This is a genomic window from Arthrobacter caoxuetaonis (genome assembly GCF_023921125.1).
GTDB lineage: Bacteria > Actinomycetota > Actinomycetes > Actinomycetales > Micrococcaceae > Arthrobacter_B > Arthrobacter_B caoxuetaonis.
Genome location: NZ_CP099466.1, coordinates 888,049 through 910,985, shown reverse-complemented (window position 1 = coordinate 910,985; position 22,937 = coordinate 888,049). Strand labels below are relative to the sequence as shown.

19 protein-coding genes are annotated in these 22,937 nt (G+C 65.9%); 11 read left to right on the top strand and 8 right to left on the bottom strand.

Going from position 1 to position 22,937, the window contains the following annotated elements; translation table 11 throughout:
- Nucleotides 1–63: 63 nt before the first annotated feature.
- Nucleotides 64–546 (bottom strand): SRPBCC family protein, encoded by a 483-nt coding sequence (locus NF551_RS04135; protein ID WP_227895259.1) that lies wholly within the window; start codon nt 544–546, stop codon nt 64–66.
- Between the two features lie 111 nt (nt 547–657).
- On the opposite strand from NF551_RS04135, the gene NF551_RS04130 reads away from it, so the two are divergent.
- A complete protein-coding gene (locus tag NF551_RS04130) occupies nt 658–1,386 on the top strand; it encodes a DUF72 domain-containing protein (RefSeq protein ID WP_227895260.1) in 729 nt (242 codons plus the stop codon).
- Nucleotides 1,387–1,486: 100 nt separating this feature from the next.
- Here the strand turns inward: NF551_RS04130 and NF551_RS04125 are convergent, their stop codons facing one another.
- Genes NF551_RS04125 through NF551_RS04110 form a run of 4 tightly spaced genes read right to left on the bottom strand, consistent with a single transcriptional unit; the run spans nt 1,487 to nt 5,593 of the window.
- Nucleotides 1,487–2,284: an ABC transporter permease gene (locus NF551_RS04125; RefSeq protein WP_227895261.1), complete on the bottom strand. Its 798-nt coding sequence runs from the start codon at nt 2,282–2,284 to the stop codon at nt 1,487–1,489.
- Between the two features lie 10 nt (nt 2,285–2,294).
- On the bottom strand, nt 2,295–3,221 hold the full coding sequence (locus NF551_RS04120; RefSeq protein ID WP_227895262.1) for an ABC transporter permease: 927 nt from the start codon (nt 3,219–3,221) through the stop codon (nt 2,295–2,297).
- Entirely contained in the window at nt 3,221–4,375 is a 1,155-nt protein-coding gene (locus NF551_RS04115; RefSeq protein ID WP_227895263.1) for an ABC transporter ATP-binding protein, read from the bottom strand. The genes NF551_RS04120 and NF551_RS04115 overlap by 1 nt, the downstream gene beginning before the upstream one ends.
- A gap of 3 nt (nt 4,376–4,378) precedes the next feature.
- On the bottom strand, nt 4,379–5,593 hold the full coding sequence (locus NF551_RS04110; RefSeq protein WP_227895264.1) for an ABC transporter substrate-binding protein: 1,215 nt from the start codon (nt 5,591–5,593) through the stop codon (nt 4,379–4,381).
- Nucleotides 5,594–5,843: 250 nt separating this feature from the next.
- On the opposite strand from NF551_RS04110, the gene NF551_RS04105 reads away from it, so the two are divergent.
- Genes NF551_RS04105 through NF551_RS04095 form a run of 3 tightly spaced genes read left to right on the top strand, consistent with a single transcriptional unit; the run spans nt 5,844 to nt 9,095 of the window.
- Entirely contained in the window at nt 5,844–6,308 is a 465-nt protein-coding gene (locus tag NF551_RS04105; RefSeq protein WP_227895265.1) for an Lrp/AsnC family transcriptional regulator, read from the top strand.
- Complete coding sequence (locus NF551_RS04100) at nt 6,305–7,708, top strand: aspartate aminotransferase family protein (protein WP_227895266.1); 1,404 nt, start codon at nt 6,305–6,307, stop codon at nt 7,706–7,708. Before NF551_RS04105 ends, NF551_RS04100 begins: the two co-directional genes overlap by 4 nt.
- A gap of 1 nt (nt 7,709) precedes the next feature.
- Complete coding sequence (locus NF551_RS04095; RefSeq protein ID WP_227895267.1) at nt 7,710–9,095, top strand: NAD(P)/FAD-dependent oxidoreductase; 1,386 nt, start codon at nt 7,710–7,712, stop codon at nt 9,093–9,095.
- A gap of 3 nt (nt 9,096–9,098) precedes the next feature.
- Here the strand turns inward: NF551_RS04095 and NF551_RS04090 are convergent, their stop codons facing one another.
- Together NF551_RS04090 and NF551_RS04085 are read right to left on the bottom strand one after the other, a co-directional pair.
- Complete coding sequence (locus NF551_RS04090) at nt 9,099–10,691, bottom strand: ABC transporter permease (RefSeq protein WP_227895268.1); 1,593 nt, start codon at nt 10,689–10,691, stop codon at nt 9,099–9,101.
- Nucleotides 10,688–11,596: an ABC transporter ATP-binding protein gene (locus NF551_RS04085; protein WP_227895269.1), complete on the bottom strand. Its 909-nt coding sequence runs from the start codon at nt 11,594–11,596 to the stop codon at nt 10,688–10,690. Before NF551_RS04085 ends, NF551_RS04090 begins: the two co-directional genes overlap by 4 nt.
- A 307-nt stretch (nt 11,597–11,903) precedes the next feature.
- Between NF551_RS04085 and NF551_RS04080 the strand changes: the two genes are divergently transcribed.
- Nucleotides 11,904–12,920, top strand: coding sequence for a zinc-dependent alcohol dehydrogenase (locus tag NF551_RS04080; RefSeq protein ID WP_227895270.1), 1,017 nt, complete (start codon nt 11,904–11,906; stop codon nt 12,918–12,920).
- Between the two features lie 25 nt (nt 12,921–12,945).
- Here the strand turns inward: NF551_RS04080 and NF551_RS04075 are convergent, their stop codons facing one another.
- Nucleotides 12,946–14,562, bottom strand: coding sequence for a PucR family transcriptional regulator ligand-binding domain-containing protein (locus NF551_RS04075; RefSeq protein WP_227895271.1), 1,617 nt, complete (start codon nt 14,560–14,562; stop codon nt 12,946–12,948).
- Nucleotides 14,563–14,718: 156 nt separating this feature from the next.
- Here NF551_RS04075 and NF551_RS04070 point away from each other — a divergent pair, with 156 nt between their 5' ends.
- The 6 genes from NF551_RS04070 (at nt 14,719) to NF551_RS04045 (ending at nt 22,937) form a co-directional block, all read left to right on the top strand.
- On the top strand, nt 14,719–16,209 hold the full coding sequence (locus NF551_RS04070) for a CoA-acylating methylmalonate-semialdehyde dehydrogenase (protein WP_227895272.1): 1,491 nt from the start codon (nt 14,719–14,721) through the stop codon (nt 16,207–16,209).
- A gap of 18 nt (nt 16,210–16,227) precedes the next feature.
- Nucleotides 16,228–17,601 carry an aspartate aminotransferase family protein gene (locus NF551_RS04065; protein WP_227895273.1) on the top strand — a complete coding sequence of 458 codons (1,374 nt, stop codon included), beginning with the start codon at nt 16,228–16,230 and terminating at the stop codon, nt 17,599–17,601.
- Between the two features lie 239 nt (nt 17,602–17,840).
- Nucleotides 17,841–19,574: an amidohydrolase gene (locus NF551_RS04060; RefSeq protein ID WP_227895274.1), complete on the top strand. Its 1,734-nt coding sequence runs from the start codon at nt 17,841–17,843 to the stop codon at nt 19,572–19,574.
- A complete protein-coding gene (locus NF551_RS04055; protein ID WP_227895358.1) occupies nt 19,574–21,016 on the top strand; it encodes an NAD(P)/FAD-dependent oxidoreductase in 1,443 nt (480 codons plus the stop codon). Before NF551_RS04060 ends, NF551_RS04055 begins: the two co-directional genes overlap by 1 nt.
- Nucleotides 21,013–21,390, top strand: coding sequence for a cupin domain-containing protein (locus tag NF551_RS04050; protein WP_227895275.1), 378 nt, complete (start codon nt 21,013–21,015; stop codon nt 21,388–21,390). The genes NF551_RS04055 and NF551_RS04050 overlap by 4 nt, the downstream gene beginning before the upstream one ends.
- Before the next feature lie 53 nt (nt 21,391–21,443).
- Nucleotides 21,444–22,937, top strand: a complete 1,494-nt coding sequence (locus NF551_RS04045) for a gamma-aminobutyraldehyde dehydrogenase (RefSeq protein WP_227895276.1) — start codon at nt 21,444–21,446, stop codon at nt 22,935–22,937.

The window sequence follows — 22,937 nt, the reverse complement described above, 5'->3', positions numbered from 1 at the left end:
CGGCCACGGTGCATGCCGAACCAGCGGACCTAGCTGTGCAACCGCGAAAGACTGCGGGTTATTTCATGCGCTTCGGGCGAGGTAGTTTGCGAGCCGGTGGAAGGACTGCTCCCATCCGGTTTCATGGCCGTCCCTGTCCCGGGTGTCTGGAAACGGCCCCTGCTGGAACGTCATGTGGGTGCCGGCGTCGTGCGGCTCCAGGTCCACGGTTATCAAGGTGACGTTGCTGGCCGGAGTTCCATCCGGCTGTTCCCACTGCTGGGTCATGGAAAGGTGGTCCGGCGGATCCAGCCGTTCCAGGGTTCCGCCCCACCACAGTTCGTCCCCCGTGATGGTGTTGACCATGCAGGCCTTGTAGCTGCCCCCTTCCCTGTCGTCCACGCTGACCCGGTCCGCCGGGACAATGAACCCTTCGGGACCCCACCAGTCGGTCGCATGGGCGAAATCGGTCCAGGCTCGGTACACCGCGGCCGGTTCAGCGCTGAAGTCCCGGACCATGCGCAGATAGATTCCTCGGCCGGAACCTGTGCTCTCTCGCTGTGCCATAGCGGATCCTTTCGCTCAGGGGACACGGGATAGTACAAGTGTGCGTCCGCAACGGACACCGCGGTACGGCCATCGGCGAGATTTCCGGGCGTCGGGAGTACCTTGGGTCCGGTGAGCAGACTACGGATCGGGACCTCGGGCTGGACATATAACCACTGGCGGAGGCAGCTCTATCCTGCCGGCCTGCCCGCTGGAAAATGGCTTGAGTACTACGCCGGGCACTTCGACACGGTGGAGTTCAACGGCAGCTTCTACCGGTGGCCGCGCGAGGAGGCTTTTGCCCGTTACCGGGACCGGCTGCCGCAGGACTTCGAATTCTCGGTGAAGGCACCCCGCGGCCTCACCCACGCCCGAAAGCTGCGGGAACCGGAGGTCTGGATCGGGCGCATCGCCCGCTGCTGGAAAGAGCTGGGCAGCAAGGCCGGCGTCCTGCTCCTGCAGCTGCCGCCGGATATGGAGCGCGACGACGCCCGGCTGGCCGCCGTTCTCTCGGCGCTGCCTGATTCGATCCGGGTGGCCGTCGAGTTTCGGCATGACACATGGAACCAGCCCGGAGTTTTCGACCTGCTGGCCAAGCACAACGCTGCTTACTGCGTGATGAGCGGGGCCCGGCTCCCCTGCATCCTCGAAGCCACGGCGGATTTCGTCTACGTCCGCCTCCACGGGCCGGACCACCACACACTGTATGCCGGTTCCTATTCGGAAGCTGATCTGCGCTGGTGGGCGGAGAGGATCAGGGAATGGCGGGCGGGAGGCCGCGACGTCTATGCCTATTTCAACAACGACGGCGAAGGCGCGGCGGTTCACAACGCACGGCGGCTTGGGGAACTCCTTTCCTGAAGTGCCGGCCGGGCGGGGCGTGAGCGCCTGGCAACCGGGAAAAACAAAGGGCGCCCGCCGGGTTCGGCGGGCGCCCTTGTTTTCCGGACCGGACGCGTGGCTACCGGGCTGCGAGCATCTTGGCCCGGCGGTGGGACAGGACCTGGCCGCCGATGACGACCAGCAGGGCAACGATGAACATTGCCGAACCGATCACGTTGGCCTGGGCCGGGATGCCGCGGGTCGCCGCAACGTAGATGAACTTGGGGAAGGTATCCAGGTTGCCTGAATTGAAGTTGGTGATGATGAAGTCATCGAAGCTCATGGCGAAGGCCAGCAGTGCAGCCGCCACGATGCCCGGCAGCAGCAGCGGGAACGTGACCCGCCAGAATGCCTGGATCGGCGAGGCGTACAGGTCCCCGGCCGCTTCCTCCAGCTTCGGGTCCAGGCTCGCAACACGTGCCTTGACCGTCACCACCACGAAGGAGATGCAGAAGATGGAGTGGGCAATGATGACGGTGCCCATCCCCAGTTCAGCGCCGATGTTCAGGAACTGCGAGAGCAGCGAAGCGCCCAGCACAACCTCCGGCGTAGCCAGCGGCAGGAAGATGAGCATGTTCGCCGTCGCGTTGAACTTGAAGCGGTACCGGACCAGCCCGATCGCGATTGCCGTGCCGAGCGTGGTGGAAATCAGGGTGGCCGCCAGGCCAACCTGCAGGCTGTTGCCCAAGGCTTCACAGACGCCTGGAGCACCGCAGGGGTTTTTCCAGTTGTCCAGCGTGAAGCCGCGCCAGCTCAGGTTGGTGCGTCCGGCGTCGTTGAACGAGAAAGCGAAGACGTAAAAGATCGGAACCAGGAGGAAAAGGAAGGCCAGTCCTCCGAACACCGGCACAAACCAGCGGCCTATTTTCTGTTTCATATGTGGTTCCTTACATCAGTTCTTTGGTGCCAAAACGCCGGACATACAGGATCACCAGGAACAGGATGGCGAGCATCAGCAGGAAGGACAGGGCGGAGGCGCCCGGGTAGTCCACCACCCGGAAGAACCGGGAGTCGATGACCTGGCCGATCATGGTGGTGTTCTGGTTATTGCCCAGCAGGGCCGCGTTCACGTAGTCGCCCGTGGCGGGGATAAATGTGAGCAGCGTTCCGGCCATCACGCCCGGCAGGGAGAGCGGGAAGGTGATCTTGCGGAAGGTCGTGAAACCGTTCGCGTACAGGTCCCCGCCCGCCTCGATCAGCCGGGTGTCCAGCCGTTCAAGGTTGGCGTAGATGGGCAGCGTCATGAAGGGCAGGAAGTTGTACGTCAGGCCGCAGACCACAGCGAACGCCGTCGCTGTGAGCCGTCCGTCGTCGGGAAGCAGGGACACTGCCCGCAGGACCGAAACCACCGGACCTTCATCCGCCAGGATCTGCTTCCAGGCCTGCGTGCGCAGGATGAAGCTGGTGAAGAAGGGCGCGATGATGAGCACCAGCAGGATGCCCTTGAGCAGTTTGCGGTCCCGGAGGCGCACAGCCACCAGGTAAGCCATCGGATAACCGATAACCAGTGCCGCAATTGTGGCAATCAGGGCGAAGCCAAAGGAACGCAGCACCGCCGGCCAGTAGTTCTGCAGGACAACCACATAGTTGCCGAACTCAAGGGCCGGAACGAACTGTCCGACGTCGGCGCCTTCAGGCTTTATGTACAGCGACGTGGCCAGCAGCGAGATGACCGGCATCGCAAAGAAAAGCAGCAGGAAAATGAATCCCGGCAGGATCAGGAAATAACCGATCCGTCCGCGCCGTTTGCTGGCTTCCTCCTCAGCTGCGCTGACCCCTGTTCCGGCTGTCTTGCCCGCCGTCAGGAGCGCCATTAGAGGCCGTCCTCGCCGGCTCCGGCTTCCCGGTCCTCGCTGCCGCTGAGACCAAAGGCGTGGGCAGGATCCCAGGCCAGGCGGACCTTGTCCCCGTCGTCGAAGAGTGCTCCGCCGTGGTTCTGGCTAAAGACGCCCACGGTGCCGATGCCCTCGGCGTCGACCAGGTATTCGGTGCTCGCTCCGGTGAAGGACGCATCCAGCACGACGCCGCGGATCGAGCCTTCCGCGGGGGCAGCGCTCTCACCAACCATGCTGAGTTTCTCCGGGCGGATACCCACCAGGATCTTGCCGCTGTGGTCCGCGGCCCTGTCCTTCAGGATGGTGAGCTCATTCCCGGCGATGTTGATCCGGAGGAACTCACCCGCGTCACCGGTGACCGTTGCGGGCATGAGGTTGGACTTGCCCAGGAAGTTCGCGACAAAAGCGGTTCGCGGAAGTTCGTACAGTTCCTGCGGCGGGCCCATCTGCTCGACCTTGCCGTGGTTCATGACGGCCACGGTGTCAGCCATGGTCATGGCCTCTTCCTGGTCGTGCGTGACGTGGACGAAGGTCAGTCCCACCTCGGTCTGGATTTTCTTCAGTTCCACCTGCATCTGCCGGCGGAGCTTCATGTCCAGGGCACCCAGCGGTTCATCCAGGAGCAGCACGGCGGGACGGTTCACGACGGCGCGGGCCAGGGCCACGCGCTGCTGCTGGCCGCCGGACAGCTGTGCCGGACGGCGGGCTGCCAGATGGCCCAGTTCAACCAGTTCCAGCGCTGCCTTGGCCTGCACCTCAGCATCGCGGACCTTCCGGCGCTTGAGTCCGAAAGACACGTTGTCCAGAACGCTCATATGCGGAAAGAGCGCGTAATTCTGGAAAACCGTGTTGACGGGACGCTGGTACGGGCTGGTGCCGGTGATGTCCTTGCCGCCGATGCTGATGCTGCCGGCAGTGGGCTGTTCCAGGCCGGCGACCATCCGCAGCGTCGTCGTCTTCCCGCAGCCTGACGGGCCAAGGAGGGCGAAGAAGGACCCCGACGGGATCACGAGGTCAAGGTTGTCCACGGCAGTGAATTCGGTGAAGCGTTTAGTGATGCCGGACAGGACAAGGTCCGCCCCGGACCCCTCGGCCGCGGCTCCGGGGTTCCGGGAAAGCTCGGTGGTGCTCATCTATCAGTTTCCGATCGCAGTCTGGAACCGGTCGTTGAAATCGGTCTCTTCGTCGGGGGTCAGCGTGCGGATAACGTGCGCGTTCGCCAGGTATTCGTCAGTCGGGAAGATCAGCGGGTTCTCCACCAATTCCGGATCAATGGATTCCATGGCTTCCCGGGCACCTTCAACGGGGCAGATGTAGTTCACGTACGCGGCGACGGTGGCCGCGTTGACCGGGTCGAAGTAGTAGTCCATGAGGCGCTCGGCGTTGGCCTTGTGCGGCGAACCGATCGGAACCAGCATGTTGTCGGACCACAGGGTGCCTCCGGCCTCCGGAATGGCGAACTCCCACTTGTCGCCCTCTTCAAAGTTCAGCTGCGTGATGTCACCGGACCAGCCGATCACGGCAAGCGCGTCGCCGGAGATGAGGTCTTCCTTGTAGGAGTTGCCCTTGACCTGGCGGATCTGGCCGTCGGCAATCTGCTTGGAGAGCACGTCCAGTGCATTCTCGAACTCGTCCTCGCCCCAGTCCCCGGTGATGTCCACGCCGTTGTCCATCATGAGCAGGCCCATGGTGTCCAGCATTTCGTCCAGGACCTCCACACGGCCCTTGAGCTCGGGCTGCCAGAGATCGGAGACGGACTTCAGGCCCTTGGGGAAGGCTTCCTTGTTCCAGACGATTCCGCCGAAGCCGGACTGCCAGGTGAGTGAGTGCTTGCGTCCGGGATCGAAGTCCACGTTCTTCAGGTTCGGGAGCAGGTTCTTGGAATTGGGGATGTTCGCCAGGTCCAGTTCCTGGGTGTAACCGAGGCGGATCAGGCGTGCGGCCATCCAGTCGGTCAGTGTGACGATGTCCTGGCCGATGTCCTGGCCCGAGGAAAGCTGGGCCTGGACCTTGCCGAAGTAGGAGTCGTTGCCGTCCACGTCCTCGGAGTAGTTCGCCTCGATCCCGGTGGCGGCGCTGAAGGCCTCAAGCGACGGGTACTTCTGCGTTGAGTCGTCGTAGTCCAGGTACAGGGTCCAGTTCGCCCAGTTCACGACCTTCTCGGAATCAGAGAGGTCCGCGGCAGCACTGGGCTTGGACGAGGCCCCGCCGCTGGTGCCGCCGCCGGTACCGCAGGCCGCAAGCATGCCGGCAAGGGAGAGCCCGCCGGCTCCCATGAGCAGCTTCCGCCGCGAGAGCTGGGCGTTGACGATACTCCGTAGCATCGGGTCGTTCACGGGGCGCTTCGACATAGGGGGCTCCTTGCTGGCACTACTTGCACTGCGGACGGGTGTTGTTTGGTCGATATTGCCATGGCGAAATCCGCATGGACAAGGTTTTCGTTGTAAAAGTTTTGTTACGCCGCTGTTTCCAATCAAACATCCGCAATCCATCAACGGTTTCCGTTCCAAAAGCCCTTGATTTCGAACGAAATAAAAGATTGAATGACTAGCACTTACACGCCGTAAGCTTCCCAATCCGCACCCGGAGGTGAAAATAGCCGTGGAATCCGCATCAGGACACCATTTGGTCGACGAAACCTCCAAAGCCATCATCGAGCAGCTTCAGGAGGACGGCCGCCGCTCGTACGCGGCCATCGGAAAGGCCGTCGGCCTGTCCGAGGCTGCGGTGAGGCAGCGGGTCCAGAAGCTGACGGACAGCGGCGTGATGCAGATCGTGGCCGTGACGGATCCCATGCAGCTGGGCTTCCCCCGGCAGGCGATGCTGGGCATCAAGGTCCACAACGACGTCCTGGCCGTGGCAGACCGGATAGCGGCAATCGACAAGGTTGACTACTGCGTCGTCACTGCCGGCTCGTTCGATCTGCTGGCCGAAGTGGTGTGCGAAAACGACCAGGACCTCCTGCTGCTCGTCAACAGGTTCCGCAGCATCCCGGGCGTTACAAGCACCGAAACCTTTATGTACCTCTCCCTGCGCAAGCAGGCCTACAACTGGGGCACCAGATGACCGAAACAACTGTTCACTCTTCCTCCACGACCCCGCGGGGAACGGACCGCCAGCAGGCGGCACGCGACCATCTGTGGATGCACATGGCCCGCCATTCCGGACCGGTCTCCGGCGGAAATGTTCCGATTATTACGCGCGGCAAGGGCCACCACATCTATGACGACCGCGGCCATGAACTCATTGACGGCCTGGCCGGGCTCTTCACCGTCCAGGTGGGCCACGGCCGCGAAGAGCTGGCGGAGGCTGCCGCGCGCCAGTCCCGCGAGCTGAGCTTCATGCCGCTCTGGTCCTACGCCCATCCCCCGGCCATCGATCTGGCCGAACGCCTCGCGGCCGGAGCGCCCGGCGACCTGAACCGGGTCTTCTTCACCACCGGCGGCGGCGACTCCGTGGAGTCCGCCTGGAAACTGGCGAAGCAGTTCTTCAAACTCACGGGCAAGCCCACCAAGCACAAGGTGATCTCCCGTGCCGTCGCCTACCACGGCACCCCGCAGGGCGCCCTTTCCATCACCGGCATCCCGGACATGAAGTCGGCCTTCGAGCCGCTCGTTCCCGGCGCCTTCCGCGTGCCGAACACCAACCAGTACCGTGCTCCCGCAGGACTGGAGGATCCGGAGGCCTTCGGCCGCTGGGCCGCGGACCGCATCGGCGAGGCCATTGAATTCGAAGGACCGGACACCGTGGCGGCCGTCTTCCTGGAGCCGGTGCAGAACTCGGGCGGCTGCTTCCCGCCTCCCCCCGGCTACTTCAAGCGCGTGCGGGAAATCTGCGACCAGTACGACGTCCTGCTGGTTTCGGACGAGACCATCTGCGCCTTCGGCCGGGTCGGCTCCATGTTCGCCTCCACCGATTTCGACTACGTGCCGGACATCATCACCTGCGCCAAGGGCATCACCAGCGGCTACGCACCGCTGGGTGCAATGATCGCCTCGGACCGCCTGTTTGAACCGTTCACCAAGGGCGACACCACGTTCTACCACGGCTACACCTTCGGCGGGCACCCGGTCTCCGCCGCCGTCGCCATGGCAAACCTGGACATCTTCGAGGCAGAGGACCTGAACAACCGCGTCAAGACGAACGCACCGGCCTTCCGCGCCACGCTGGAGAAGCTGAAGGACCTGCCGATCGTCGGCGACGTGCGCGGCGAGGGCTACTTCTACGGCATCGAACTGGTCAAGGACAAGGCCACTAAGGAGACGTTCTCCGACGCCGAGTCGGAGCGTCTGCTGCGCGGCTACGTTTCCACGGCACTGTACGACGCCGGACTGTACTGCCGTGCCGATGACCGGGGCGATCCCGTCATCCAGCTCGCACCGCCGCTGACCATCGGCCAGCCGGAATTCGACCAGATCGAATCGATCCTGCGCTCCGTGCTCACGGAAGGACTGAACCACCTCTGACATGGACAGCTCCACAGCCCCGGTAAACGGCAATGTCTCCTTCTGGTACGCGGCGACCGGCCTGCCGGACCCCCGTCCCGGCCTTGAGGGAGACTCCAACGCCGACGTCGTCATTGTTGGTGCCGGTTACACGGGGCTGTGGACTGCCTACTACCTGAAGAAGGCGCGCCCCGACCTGTCGGTAGTGGTCCTGGAATCGCGGTTTGCCGGGTTTGGTGCCTCCGGGCGGAACGGCGGATGGCTGACCAACTCCATCAGCGGCGGACGCGGCCAGTACGTCACATCCCACGGCCGGGCCGTCGTCGGACGGTTCCAGGAACTGCTCAACGACACGGTGGATGAGGTGATCGGCGCCGCGGCGGCCGAGGGCATCGACGCGTCCATCGTGAAGGGCGGGGAACTGAACGTTGCCCGCAACGAAGCCCAGCTTCGGCGGCTGCATGCCTTGGCCTCGGAGGAAGCGGCCTGGCCCGAGGCAGGTACCCGGCTGCTCGACGCCGGCGAAACTGCCGAACGCCTGCGGATTGCCGGGGCGCTGGGCAGCATCCACCATCCGCACTGCGCGCGCATCAATCCGGCGCGGCTGGTCCGCGGATTGGCTGACGCCGTCGAACGCCTGGGCGTACCCATCCTTGAGGGCACCACGGTGACGGAGATCCGGCCCGGCGCCGCCGTGACCAACCGCGGAACGGTGTCGGCCAGGTACATCCTCCGGGCCACCGAAGGGTTTACCGCCAGCTTGCGCGGGCAACACCGGGCCTGGCTGCCGATGAACTCGTCCATGATTGCCACCGAACCGCTCCCGGACGCTGTCTGGGACGAGATTGGCTGGAACTCCATGGACACTGTCGCTGACATGGCCCATGCCTACATGTACGCCCAGCGCACGGCTGACGGACGGATCGCCCTGGGCGGGCGCGGAGTTCCCTACCGGTTCGGTTCCCGCCTCGACACCGACGGCGCGACCCAGCCGGAAACGATCACCGCCCTCACCAAACTGCTGCGGGACATGTTCCCGGCTGCCGCCGGCGCCCGGATCGACCATGCCTGGGCCGGTGTGCTGGGTGTTCCCCGGGACTGGAAGGCAACCGTGGGCCTGGACCCGAAGACCGGTCTGGGCTGGGCCGGCGGCTACGTCGGAACCGGCGTCGCGGCCACCAACCTGGCCGGCCGCACCCTGCGGGACCTGATCCTGGAGCCCGGCAGCGAACTCACCACGATGCCCTGGGTCAACCGCAAGGTGCGGAACTGGGAGCCGGAGCCCCTGCGCTGGCTGGGCGTGAAGACCATGTACGCCGCCTACTACGCTGCGGACCGGGCTGAGAACAACGGCCGCCGCACGACGTCGCCCATCGCCAAGGCTGCGGATCTCGTGTCCGGGCGGTAGTGGTTACCGCGCCAGGTCGCGGCGCCGGAACCCGGCGAATCCGGCCAGCACAAACACCGCAGTGACCGCGGTGACCCAGCCAAGCCCGCCCAGGTCCGGGAAATCCGGACCCACCGCGGGGACATGCCAGAACGGGCTGATACCCAGGGCCCAGTCCGGCAGCCGGAAACTTGGACCCAGAAGCGTCAATCCGAAGGAAAGCACCACACCGATCCACGCGGCGATGCTCACCTTCGGCCGGACACCAACAACGAAGACCGAGACCGCAGCGGCTGTCCACACCGCCGGAACAGTCAGCGCCGCCTGCAGGAACGCATCGCCAAAGCTGACACCGGTGTCCGCCCCGGAGGCGATGGCAGCGACCATGGCACCGGCAAGGAGGGTCAGCAGCGCCGGCAGCACCAGCGCGGGCACAACGTTGGCGGCGTAATACCGGCTCCTGCCCAGCGGTGCGGCGAGGAGCGGCTCCAGCCTGTCCGCCATATCCTCGGAGCGTACTTTAAGCATGATCTGCACTCCGGCGACGGCTGCGATGATGCCCACCAGGCTCAGGATGGTCCGGATGAAGGACTTCGTCAGCTCGGCGGGCCCCACGGCGCCGGCCGCGAGCAGCGCCTGGACCGCCGGGTTGGACCCAATCAGGTCCGTGACCGACGTCGACAGATAGCCAAACACCGTACCCAGGACCAGGAAGGCGACCGCCCAGGTGAACGCCGTCGCCCGGTTCAGCCGCAGGGCCAGGGCCCATGCTCCGCGCAGCCGTCCGTACGCCGGACCGGGCCTGGGGGAAATAACGCCCTGGCCAAAGTCGCGGCGGAACTGGAAGAAAAACGCGCAGGAAACCAGGACCACGGTGAGTGCGACCGCCGGGAGGAGCGGCCACCATGTATTCGTATCTGCCGGGCGGGTCTGGCTGATCCAGCCGAGGGGATTAACCCACGCGGTCCACTTTGGAGCTTCGAGCGCTTCCAGGATCCCCCGCGCCAGGTACAGGACCCCGAGGACGCTGACGGCGACGCTGTTGGCGGTGTGCGCTTCAGAGGCGAGCTGGGCTGCTACAGCTGCGACACCGGTGAACAGCCATCCGGTGGCCGTGAAGGTGGCGCCAAGCAGCATCGAGGCTTCCCACGATCCGCCGCAAAGCCCGGTCACCACACCGGAAACAAGACCCAGGACCAGAGTCCCGAGCAGGGCCAGGAGAACCCCGGACATCAGCCGGGTTCCGCGGCCCATAACGCCCGAGGCGAGGAGCTCGGCCTGCCCTGAGTCCTCCTGGGCCCGGGTAGAGCGAGTGAGGGAGAAGACCGCGGCAAGCCCGGCCAGGAAACCGCCCAGCGCCAGACTGCGCCAGGCGTTGAACCCGTCGACCGTGAGGAGGTCATTCGCCCGGCCGAAGATAATGCTCAGGGCCGGATTGGAGCCGACGGTGAGGGCGAAGGCCGCGCGTTCGGACTCCGTGGGGAAGATCCAGGGATAGACCAGGACCGAAGACGCCGAGAGCGCCGTGACGATGGCGGTCCAGGGCGCGAAGCTCCGGCCGTCGAAACGGAGGGAAGCCTTCAGCAGTGCCGGGGTTCCTGTCAGCTGGCTGCTCATGCTGCCTCAGGTCCCGTCTCGCCTTCATAGAGGCTCAGGAACAGGGTTTCGAGGGAGGGTGGCTCTACGCTCAGCGCCGTCAGACCCAGTGTGCTGAGGATGCCCATGGCTTGGTCGAGGTCGGCCGGTGCGACGGTGGCCGCGAGGTGGTTTCCGTCGACGCGCACGTCGTGAAGGCCCGGCACCGAGGCCGCGTCGGCGGACCGTTCCAGCGTGGCATGCACAGTGGTGCGGGCCGTGCCGCGCAGTTGCTCCAGTGTTCCGGTCCGGACGGTGGCACCCTCACGGATGATGCTCAGCCGGTCGGCCAGGTTTTCGACTTCGGCCAGGATGTGGCTGCTCAGCAGGACGGTGGCTCCGCGCCGCTTGGCTTCGAGGAGTTCTTCCTGGAAGACGTTCTCCATCAGCGGGTCCAGGCCGCTGGTCGGCTCGTCGAGGATCAGCAGTTCAACATCGGCTGCCAGTGCTGCCACCAGCGCGACCTTTTGCTTGTTGCCCTTGGAGTACTGCCTGCCGCGTTTGGTGGGATCCAGTTCGAAGCGCTCCAGCAGGTCTGCCCGGCGTTTGGCGTCCAGCCCCCCGCGCAATGAACCCAGGAGGTCGATTGCCTCGCCGCCGCTGATTCCCGGCCAGAGTGAAACATCACCGGGAACGTAGGCCAGGCGGCGGTGCAGCGCGACGACGTCGGACCAGGGGTCGCTGCCCAGCAGATTGACCGTGCCGGCATCGGCCTTCAAGAGCCCCAGGAGCACCCGGATGGTGGTGGACTTGCCGGCCCCGTTCGGCCCGAGGAAGCCGTGGACCTCTCCCTGCCGGACCTGCAGGTCCAGTCCGTTGAGGGCGCTGAAGTTCCCGAAGGACTTCCGGAGCCCTTCGACGTTGATTACCGGGCTGGACGCAGCCATGGGGTCCTCCTCTGTTCAGGTGCAGCACCGCTGCACAAAGGCTATTGGCTGCGGGCAGGCGGGGGGACCCTCCCACCGGAAAGCCGCGGCGATGTCCTGCAGCAGCTCCTCACGATCCATGCCCGGATCCAGTCCGATACGCACGATGCAGCCCTGCATGGCCGCCAGGATGGCGGTCGCGGTTTGCCGGGCGAGCAGAGCCGGATCGGAGCATGTTTCAGCCGCCCGTGCCCGGGGGCGGCTCAGCAGCCGGAATAAAATAGGGATGAGGCGCCCAACAGCGCAGCACCCACAGAAGGAGTACAGAGTGAAGGCTGTTTACGTCACCGGTCCGGACCAGAACGAATGGGTAGAGGTTGACCAGCCGGTTCCCGGCCCCCGCGACGTCCTGCTGAAGATAAAAGCCTGCGGGATCTGCGGTTCTGATGCGATGTACAGCCAGGTGGGCGGCATTCCGCCCCGCCAGGGCGCAACACCGCTGGGGCACGAACCTGCAGCCGAAGTGGCCGAGGTCGGCTCTGAAGTTGAAGGCTTCGCCCCGGGTGACCACGTTGTCATCGACACCATGGCGTTCACTGACGGGCTGCTGGGCAGCGGCGGTGCCCAGGGTGCACTGTCGGAGTACGTAGTGGTTCGCGATGCTGTTCCCGGACGCCAGCTCAAGGTCATTCCCAAGGAGATTCCGTGGGAGGTGGCGGCACTCAACGAACCCATGGCGGTTGCTTACCATGCTGTGAACCGCACCGATCCCAAAGCCGGAGACAAAGTTGTCATCTTCGGCGCCGGACCGATCGGCCTGGGAGCAGTCCTCGGCTACCGCCGCCGCGGTGCCAGCCACATCGTAGTGGTGGACATCATCCCGTCCCGGCTCGATAAGGCCCTGCACATCGGGGCCGACGCCATCATCAACTCTGCCGAGGAAGACGTCGCAGCCCGCCTGGTGGAGCTGCACGGGGACGGATCCTCCATGATGGCGCGCGGAGTGCGTTCGGGCACTGACATCTTCCTCGATGCCGCCGGAGCCCCGGTCATCCCCGCGACCGTTGGCAGCGTCGCAAAACAGGGCGCCGTCTTTGGAGTTGTTGCGGTCCACAAGAAGCCGGTCGAGCTCGATTTCGGTTCAATCCTCACCACCGAACTCACGATCGTTTTTGCCATGGGTTATCCCACGGAAATCTTCAAGGTCACAGACGACATCATCGAAAACTGGCAGAAGTACGCCCTCATCATCAGCGACACCCTCCCCTTCGAACGTGCCCTTGAAGCCCTGACGCTGGCGAAGACACCCGGCGCGGCAGACAAGGTAGTCGTCACCTTCAACTAGGCGTGCATCCCGCTGCCGGCGGGCCTTACCCGCCGGCCGGCAGCGACTGCAGCTGGTGCAGCAGCACTGCCACGTGCAGTGATGTCCGGGACTCGGGATCGTCCAGGGACACCCCCAGCCTCGCTTCGAGCTTGGCAAGCCGGGCATAGAGAGTTGGCCGGCTGAGGTAGCCGCTGCGGGCCAGCTCGGTTTTGTTTCCGCCGCATTCAAGGAACCGCTGCAGGAGGGCAAGATCCTCCGCATCAAGGCCGCGCAGCTCGGCGTCGGCAAAGGAGACCGCGCGGGGATCCTCGCGCAGCAGCGCCAGGAGTCCGCGCAGGCGCACGTCCGTGGAACGGAAATAGCGGTTGGCGCCGGCGGCAAGGGTGCCCGCCGTCTGCGCCACATGCGCTGCCTCATCCAGGCCGGCAGCGGCGTCCGCCAGGCGGGACCTCGCCCGGCCGACGCCGGCAGTCCAGACCAGTTCTCCGGGCACCGCGGAGGTCCTCGCTGCGAGGTCTCCGCAGATCCGCTCGAGCAGGCTGTCCTCCAGCATCCGGGCCGGCAGCGCAAGGAGGACTGCCACCTGGCCGGTCTGCAGGGCCGCCGCGAGCGCGGTGTTCCGGGTCGCAGCCAACACGGCGTCCAGCATTTCCAGCAGCGCCCGCTCCTTGCGCTGCATGGACATCGGGTCCTTGCCCGACCCCGAATCAAGGTGCAGGACCAGGGGCAGGTACGCCGGGGACGGCTTCAGCCCCAGCGCGGAGGCACGGGAAAGCGCCTCGCCGTCGTCCTGGGTTCGGGACCCGCGCAGTTCATGGATCAGCCCGGCCTGCGCCTGCTGGGCCAGGCCGGCCTGATCCCGCTCCGCCAGCCGGTTGATGGACAGCGCCTGGCCGGCACGTTCCAGGACCATGGCTGCTTCGGCGGCCGCGCCCGGCTCCCGCGGAGCTCCCGGCAGCACCAGCCTGCCCCACTGCGTGCTGCCCAGGCCCACCGGCGTCTGCAGCCAGAGCCCGTCACCGGCGACCCTGGTCTCCGGATATCCGTGCACGGCCCGGGATCGGCGCTGCCAGTCCTGGAGGAGCTCCTGGGCGGGCAGCCCGGCTGCGGCGAAGGCCACCACCAGGTGCGAGCTGTCTTCCAGCACCACCGGAGCACCCAGCAGCTGCGAGGCGCGGTCCACGATCTCCTGCACCCCGGCGCTCTGCAGGCTGAGCATGGTGAAGACCTCGTGGACCTCCCGTGCCTTTTCCACCTGTTCCAGCTGCCGGGCGACGATGCGCCGGTGCACCACTTCGGTGACTTCCACGAACCGGATGGTGCGGTGCAGCCGGATGACCGGAAGCGTGGTCAGGGCGGCGGCTGCGGCCAGCGCAGCCGCGTCTGCCGGACGGCCGGCAGGAATCTCGACGATCACCCCGGCGGCTCCGGCGGCCTGCAGCCCGGCAAGGTACTCCCCCGCATCGCCGGGTGAATCCCCGAACGCCAACCCGGTGGTGAGCACCAGCTCTCCGCCCTCCAACAGGTCAGCAAGGCTGCGCAGTTCGGCGACGTGCACCCACCGCACCGCAGCATCCAGGGCACCGTGCCCGGAGAGAACCTCGGGCGCTCCCGCCCGGACGACGTCGAGCTCCAGGATCGCTTCCAAAGTCAGGCTCATGCCGCGAGTCTAGGCGGCCGCCGCTGACAGTGGTTTACGAATCGTAAAGATTTCTCGATATTTCCTGACAGGTCGGCAATGTTCCCGTGTGAAGGGTTTGGGCAGGATGGTTCCCAGACCCGCAACACACCCCCGCTTGAACGCAAGGAGCTCTTCGTGCAGACCACGCAGCACTGGATCAACGGCGCATTTACCGCACCAATTGACACCCGCCTCGCCGATGTCACCAATCCGGCCACGGGCAAGGTCACTTCCCAGGTGGCCCTGGCGTCCGCCGACACCGTCAACGACGCCGTCGCCGCTGCCACCGCGGCCTTCCCGCTGTGGCGCGACACCTCGCTGGCCCGCCGTGTGCAGATCCTCTTCTCCTTCCGCGAACTGCTCAACGCCCGCAAGTCCGAGCTCGCCGCCATCATCACCGCGGAGCACGGCAAGGTGCTCGACGACGCCCTCGGCGAGATCAGCCGCGGCCAGGAAGTCGTCGAATTCGCCTGCGGCATCCCGCACCTGCTCAAGGGCGGCTACACGGAAAATGCCTCCACCAAGGTGGACGTGCACTCCATCCGCCAGCCTGTCGGCCCGGCGGCAATCATCAGCCCGTTCAACTTCCCGGCCATGGTGCCTATGTGGTTCTTCCCGGTAGCCATCGCCGCCGGCAACACCGTAGTCGTCAAGCCCAGCGAAAAGGATCCGACGGCGGTCAACTGGGTTGCCGAGCTGTGGAAGGAAGCCGGCCTCCCGGACGGCGTCTTCAACGTGGTGCACGGCGACAAGGTGGCAGTTGACACCCTGCTGCACCACCCGGACATCAAGTCCGTGTCCTTCGTGGGCTCCACCCCGATCGCCCAGTACGTCTACCGTGAAGGCACCGCCAGCGGCAAGCGCGTCCAGGCCCTCGGCGGCGCCAAGAACCACATGATCGTGCTGCCCGACGCCGATCTGGACCTGGCAGCCGACGCAGCCGTCAACGCCGGCTTCGGTTCCGCCGGCGAGCGCTGCATGGCCATCTCCGCCCTGGTCGCCGTCGAGCCCATTGCCGATGAACTCGTCGCCAAGATTGCCGAGCGCACCCGCACGCTGCGCATTGGTGACGGCCTGCGCGGCACCGACATGGGTCCGCTGGTCACCTCCGCCCACCGCGACAAGGTGGCAGGCTACATCGACGCCGGCGAGGCCGCCGGAGCGACCGTGGTCCTGGACGGACGCAAGGTCGAAGCGGACGCCGACGGCGAAGGCTTCTTCCTGGGCCCGACCCTCTTCGACAACGTCACCCCTGACATGTCCATCTACACCGACGAGATCTTCGGCCCCGTGCTTTCCGTAGTCCGCGTGCAGAGCTACGACGAAGCCCTGGCCCTGATCAACTCCAACCAGTACGGCAACGGCACGGCAATCTTCACCAACGACGGCGGCGCAGCCCGCCGTTTCGAGAACGAGGTTGAGGTTGGCATGGTCGGCATCAACGTGCCGATCCCGGTACCCATGGCTTACTACTCCTTCGGCGGCTGGAAGAACTCCCTCTTCGGCGACTCCCACGCCCACGGCACCGAAGGCGTGCATTTCTTCACCCGGGGCAAGGTTGTCACCACCCGCTGGCTGGACCCGAGCCACGGCGGCCTGAACCTCGGCTTCCCGCAGAACGCTTAGGAACGAAGGAGCATCGCTATGAGCACCACTACCGAAACGGCAGTCACCGAAGAGGAACTGGCCGCCGGACGCCGGGCCTACGAGCTGGACCGCAAGCATGTCTTCCACTCCTGGTCTGCACAGAAGCAAATCACGCCCATGACGGTCACCCGCGCCGAGGGTTCCTATGTCTGGGACGGGGAAGGCCGCAAGCTGCTGGACTTCTCCTCCCAGCTGGTCAACACCAACATTGGCCATCAGCATCCAAAGGTCGTTGCCGCCATCCAGGAGCAGGCCGGCAAGCTGTGCACCATAGCACCGCAGTACGTCAACGATGCCCGGTCCGAGGCTGCCCGGCTGGTTTCCGAGCTGACCCCCGGCAACCTGGACACGGTCTTCTTCACGAACGGCGGCGCCGACGCCATTGAGCACGCGATCCGGATGGCGCGGCTGCACACCGGGCGGTACAAGGTCCTTTCCGGCTACCGTTCCTACCACGGCGGCACCGCCCTGGCCGTGAATGTCACGGGTGACCCGCGCCGTATCCCGAACGACTACGGCACATCCGGTACGGTCCACTTCCATATCCCGTTCCTGTACCGCACCCAGTTCCACGCTGCCACCCAGGAAGAGGAATGCCAGCGCGCCCTGGACCACCTGGAGCAGCTCATCCTGCTCGAAGGCCCCGGCGCGTTCGCCGCGCTGGTCCTGGAATCCATTCCCGGCACGGCCGGCATCATGGTTCCGCCGCCGGGCTACCTGGCCGGTGTCCGTGAACTCACCCGCAAGTACGGAATCATGTTCATCGCCGATGAAGTGATGGCCGGCTTCGGGCGCTCCGGCAAGTGGTTCGCGGTTGAACATGCCGAGGGCGTAGAGCCGGACCTGCTGACCTTCGCCAAGGGGATCAACTCCGGCTACGTTCCGCTGGGCGGCGTGGCGATTTCCGATGAGATCGCAGCGACTTTCGCGGACACTCCGTACCCCGGCGGACTCACCTACTCCGGCCATCCGCTGGCCTGTGCCGCAGCCGTGGCGACGATCAACGCCATGCGTGACGAGGGCATGGTCGAAAATGCGGCACGGTTGGGAACGGACGTCTTCGGCCCCGGGCTCGCGGCCCTGGCGGAGAAGCACCCCAGTGTCGGCGAGGTCCGCGGCACCGGTGCCTTCTGGGCCATTGAATTCGTCAAGAACCGCGAAACCCGCGAACCGCTGGCACCCTATGGAGCCTCCAGCCCGGCCATGAACGCGCTGATTGGCGCCAGCAAGGAACGCGGCCTGCTGCCCTTCGCCAACTTCAACCGCTTCCATGTCGTTCCGCCGCTGAACATCACGGACGAGGACGCACGGACCGGCTTGGCCATCCTGGACGAAGTCATGGAGATAGCGGACGGCTACACCGAAGGCTGACACCGCACGCACCGCAGCGGAGGCCCGGATCCGGGCCTCCGCTGCGGTGCGTCCCAGACCTGCGAGACGGGAAAGCCACCCTCTATTTCCCGCGCGTAAACTCTTCAGGCAACTTCGGCCACACCGTTGACAGAGTCAACGGTCTCCCGTTTTATAGAAGCAATCTGACGTATGAATGGGATTCATTTTGCTTCTGCGTTCCGGAAAAGCGCTGGGCTAAAACCCGCAAAAGACCCCAAATGAAATACGAGGTACCCGTGCCAAACGCAGAATGGGTTTTCCATTCCGGAGCAGTGTTCGACGGCAGGCGGCTGGTCCCCGGCGCCAGTGCCGTCGCCGTGTCCGGTGGCGTCGTCACTGCCGTGGGAAGCGACGACGAGCTCCGGGCGTGGAGCGGTCCCTCTACCCAGGCCATCGATCTGGCCGGGCGCCTGGTTTCCCCCGGCTTCACTGACGCCCACGTCCACGCAGCCTATGCCGGGGTAGAACGCCTGGGCTGCGACCTCGCCGAACTCAGCGGAGCCCGGGCCTGTCTTGACCGCATCCGCGAGCACGCGGCGCTTCCCCCCGAACCGGGCAACGACGCCGGCTGGATCACCGGCGGCGGCTGGTACAAGGGCGACTTCCCCGGCGGCTACCCGGGCACAGACCTCCTCGACGCCGTCGTTCCGGACCGTCCCGTCTACCTCATCAACCGCGACCACCACAGTGCATGGGTAAACTCGCGGGCACTCGAGCTGGCCGGAATCACGGCTTCCACACCGGACCCTGCGGACGGCAGGATCGAACGGCATGCGGACGGCACCCCTAGCGGGACCCTGCACGAAGGTGCCATGGAACTTCTCGCCCGCGTCCTGCCGGAGGTCACCGATGCCCAGCTCGAAGCCGGCATCCTCCATGCCCAGGACCATTTGTTTTCAGTCGGCGTCACCGGATGGCAGGAAGCGATCCTGGGGCATTACGGCGGCTATCCCGATGCCTCAGCGGCGTACCGGTCCCTTGCAGCGGCGGGGAAGCTGACAGCCCGTGCCAGCGGTGCGCTGTGGATTCCGCGCAGCACCACGGTGGAGACGGTTCCCGCTCTGGTGGAGTCCCTCCTCGAGCGGCGGAAGCTGAACGACGCCGCGGGATTCAGCACCCGCAGCGCCAAGATCATGGTGGACGGCGTGCCGGAGAACTGCACCGCGGCCATGCTGGAGGATTATCTGCGGCCCTGTGCCTGCGCCGGACCGGAGCCGTCCGGCGAGCGCGGGCTGCTCTACCTCTCCTCCGAGGTCCTGCACGCAGTGTCCGCTGCGCTCGACGCAGCTGGGTTTGACCTGCACATGCACGTGATCGGCGACCGCGCCGTGCGCACCGGCCTCGACGCCGTCGCCGCTGCGCGCTCGGCAAACCCCGGCAGCGCAGGCCGGCACCACATGGCGCACCTGCAGATCATCCATCCCGACGACGTCGCCCGCTTCGCGGCACTGGACGTCACCGTCAACGCGCAGGCACTGTGGGCCTGCAACGACGACCAGATGACTGAACTGACTGTGCCGCTCCTGGGCCCCGAGCGCGCGGCCTGGCAGTACCCCTTCGCGGGACTTGCTGCCGCGGGAGCCCGGCTGGCCATGGGCTCGGACTGGCCGGTGTCCAGCCCGGACCCGTGGCAGGCCATCCATGTCGCCGTCAACCGGGCGCACCCCGACTATCCCGATGCGCCTGCCCTGCTTCCGGACCAGGCGATCAGCCTGCAGGCCGCAATGGCCGCCTACACCTCGGGTTCAGCCTGGCTGAACCGTTCCCCGGGCGGCAGCCTGGTACCCGGAGCACCGGCGGACCTCGCCGTTCACTCCGCCAACCCTTTCGACCTGCCTCGCCAGGCACTCTCCTCACTGCGGGTGGACCTTGCGATGGTTGCAGGCTCACCTGTCTTTGACCGTGCCGCCGCCGCATCCGCATCCCCTCTCCAAAGGATCCCCTCAGCATGATGACCTCCTACGACCTCGCCGAGGTCCAGTACGACAAAGCCCGCGTGGCCCGGGCCCTGGGCGGAGCGTCCCGGGACGCCTACTGGCTGGATGATCCCGACCGTCCGGAGCCTCATCCGGCCCTGGCCGGAGACACCAGCACCGATCTCGCCGTCGTGGGCGGCGGTTACACCGGACTGTGGACCGCCCTGATGGCCAAGGAGCGCGACCCCGGACGGCGGGTTGTCCTGCTGGAAGGTTCCCGGATCGCCTGGGCTGCGTCCGGGCGAAACGGAGGTTTTTGCGAGTCTTCCCTGACCCACGGCGAAGCCAACGGATTGAAGCACCTGCCGGACGAAGCAGCTGAGCTGGACCGCCTGGGCCGGGAAAACCTGCTCGAAATTGCCCAGGCCGTGGAGCGTTACGGCATCGACTGCGGCTTTGAATGGACCGGCAGCCTGTCGGTTGCCACCGAGCAGCACCAGGTGCAGTGGCTGGCCGAAGAAGCGGAAGCAGCCGGGGACAACCCGGATCTGGTGTTCCTGGACCGCGAAGCAGTCCGCAAGGAATTGGATTCCCCGCTGTACCTCGCCGGTCTCTGGGACCGTACGAGCACGGCCATGCTGAACCCGGCGCGGCTGGCCTGGGGCCTGCAGCGTGCGGCACTGGATGCAGGCGTCGAGATTTACGAACACACTCCGGTGCGCGGCATCGAGAACGCTGGAAGCACCGTCCGGCTCACCACGGACGGCGGCACGGTCACGGCGGAGCGGGTGGCCCTGGCCACGAACGTGTTTCCGTCCCTGCTCAAGCGGACCCGGCTGCACACCGTTCCGGTCTACGACTACGCCCTCATGACCGAGCCGCTGAGTCCGGAGCAGCTCGCCGGCCTGGGCTGGCACAACCGGCAGGGTCTCAGCGACCTGAATAACCGCTTCCACTATTACCGCCTCACCACCGGCAGCGACGGGCGCGAGCGCATCCTGTTCGGCGGCTATGACGCCGTCTACCACTTCGGCAGGTCGATGAAGCCGGAATACGAACACCGCGAGGAGACCTATGAACGCCTCGCCGCGCACTTTGCCGCCACGTTCCCGCAGCTGAAGGACCTTGGTTTCAGCCATGCGTGGGGCGGGGCCATTGATACCTGCAGCCGTTTCTTTGCCTTTTTCAGCAGCGCGTACGGCGGCAAGGTTGCCTACACGGCAGGCTTCACGGGCTTGGGGGTCGGTGCCACCCGGTTCGGCGCCAACGTCATGCTGGATCTGCTCTCCGGCCAGGAGACGGAACGGACCCGGCTGCAGATGGTCAGACGCAAGCCTCTTCCGTTCCCGCCCGAACCCGTGGCCTGGCTGGGCGTCAAGGTGACGACAGCTGCCATGGTCCGCGCGGACCGCAGCCAGGGACGCCGCGGGCTGTGGCTCAAGGCAATGGACGCCGTCGGCATGGGATTCGACTCATGAGCGCGGTGACCGGGCTGCCCGCCGGCGCAGCCGTCCACCCTGATACCTTCGACCTGGTGCACGAGCCGGTTCCGGCCGCCGCGGCGGCCGCCGGAACTCCGTCCACGGCCGTCCAGGAACTCGGCAGCTTTGGCGGGGTGGACCTCGGAGTCTGGGAAATGACCGAAGGCGGCATGTATGACACCGAAGCCGATGAAGTGTTCGTGGTGCTCTCCGGCCGTGCCACCGTCCAGTTCCTCTCCCCCGGCGGGTCCGTGGAATCGGTTCAGGAGCTGGGACCGCACACCTTGATGCGGCTCACTGCCGGCACCCGCACCCGGTGGGATGTCACTCAGACGCTGCGCAAGATCTACCTGACCGCCCCCGGCGGCTGACCCCGCACACGACCCGACCCTTACCTTTTCCACCACGATCCATGGAGCACCAAATGCACGAGTTCACCGAAGGCCACCTCTTTATCAACGGCAGCTACCGCCAGGGCCGCGGAGAAGAAGCCACCCGGATCAACCCGGCGACCGGCGAGGCCGCCGAGACCCTGAAGTACGCCAGTGTCCAGGACGTGGACGACGCCGTCGCTGCCGCCAAGCAGGCGTATGCCGCCTGGTCGCGGCGTACCCCCGGAGAGCGTTCCGAGGCGATGCTTGCCCTGGCCGCCGAACTCGACGCACGCGCTTCAGTGCTGGCGGAACTGGAGACCGCGCAGACCGGCAAGTCCATCCGCATGTCCACTGAATTCGATGTGCCCGGGACCGTGGACAATGTGTCCTTCTTTGCCGGCGCTGCCCGCCAGCTGCACGGCCTGGCTGCCGGGGAATACGGCGCGGGCGGCACCTCCATGATCCGCCGGGAGCCCATCGGCGTCATCGGTTCGATCTCCCCGTGGAATTATCCGCTCCAGATGGCCGGCTGGAAGATCCTGCCCGCGATCGCTGCCGGCAACACGATCGTGCTCAAGCCAAGTGAGCTGACCCCCGCCACATCGCTGCTCTTCGCCGAGGCTGCTGCCGCTGCGGGAATCCCGGACGGCGTCATCAACATCGTCACCGGTTCCGGCCTCGTCGCCGGTGAAGCGCTGGTGACCCACCCGGACGTGGCCATGACCTCCTTCACCGGCTCCACCGCCGTCGGACGCCGGATCATGGAAATGGCTGCCCGGACCGCGAAGCGGGTGCACCTGGAGCTGGGCGGCAAGGCCCCGTTCCTGGTCTTCGACGACGCCGACGTTGAAGCTGCCGCCCACGGCGCGGTTGCCGGTTCCATCATCAACGGCGGGCAGGACTGCACGGCGGCCACCCGCGCCTACGTCCAGGCACCGCTCTTCGAACAGTTCACGGCACGAGTCGCCGAGCTGATGGATGCCGTCGTTGTAGGGGACCCCACGGATCCGGACACCGACCTCGGCTCACTGATCAGCCACGCCCACCGGGACAAGGTCGCAGCATTCGTGGACCGTGCCCGGGAAGCCGGAGCTAAAATCCTCGCCGGCGGCGAAGCTCCGGGCGGTGCCCTTTCCGCCGGTGCCTTCTACCGGCCTACCCTGGTGACCGGTGCGGCCCAGGACTCCGAAATCGTCCAGGACGAGATCTTCGGCCCCGTCCTCACCGCCCTGCCGTTCGAATCCGATGACGAGGGCATCGCCCTGGCTAATGACACTCCCTACGGCCTGGCAGCCTCAGCGTGGACCCGTGACCTGACCCGGTCCCTGCGGGCCAGCGAGGAAATCGCCGCAGGGTGCGTGTGGGTCAATGACCACATCCCGATCGTCTCCGAAATGCCGCACGGCGGCTACAAGGCCTCCGGCTTCGGCAAGGACATGTCAGCGTATTCGCTCGAGGAGTACACCAATATCAAGCACGTCATGATGAGCCGCGATGCTGCCGCCCACAAGGAATGGCAGGACACGGTTTTCCGGGTCCGCTAA